The following is a 564-nucleotide window of genomic DNA, read 5'->3' on the forward strand; positions in this document are numbered from 1 at the left end:
GCTCCTGGGCGCCGGTGGCCGCCGTGGCCGCCTCGCCGCCGAAGCCGCCCAGGATCACGTTGAAGAACGAGCGGTTCATCGCCTTGCACATGATGTAGCTCAGGATCGCACCCGAGGAGCCCACCAGCGAGCCCGCCACGATCAGCATCGCGTTGTTCAGGCTGAAGCCGATGCCCGCGGCCGCCCAGCCCGAGTAGCTGTTGAGCATCGACACCACCACCGGCATGTCGGGGCCGCCGATCGGGATGATGATCAGCACGCCCATGACAAACGCCAGCAGCACCATCGCGAGGAAGGCKGCCCAGCTCTCGGTSGCCATGTACAGGAGGCCGAGCCCRATGGTCAAGAGGCCCAGCACCAGGTTCAGCATGTGCTGGCCCTTGAACTGCACCGGCGCGCCCTGGAACAGGCGGAACTTGTACTTGCCMGAGAGCTTGCCGAAGGCAATCACCGAGCCGCTGAAGGTGATCGCGCCGATGGCCGCGCCCAGGAACAGTTCCAGCCGGTTGCCCGCCGGAATGGCGTAGCGCAGGAAGCCGTCGATGATGGCCGCCCCTTCGGGCG

Annotated in this window: 1 protein-coding gene; it reads right to left on the reverse strand. The window is 66.8% G+C overall.

What is annotated here, in order from left to right:
* On the reverse strand, positions 1–564 hold a 564-nt coding region (locus tag AC1DY5_RS58115; protein WP_478123112.1), incomplete at both ends, for an NAD(P)(+) transhydrogenase (Re/Si-specific) subunit beta.

It is taken from the genome of Variovorax sp. P4_D9 (assembly GCF_056401695.1).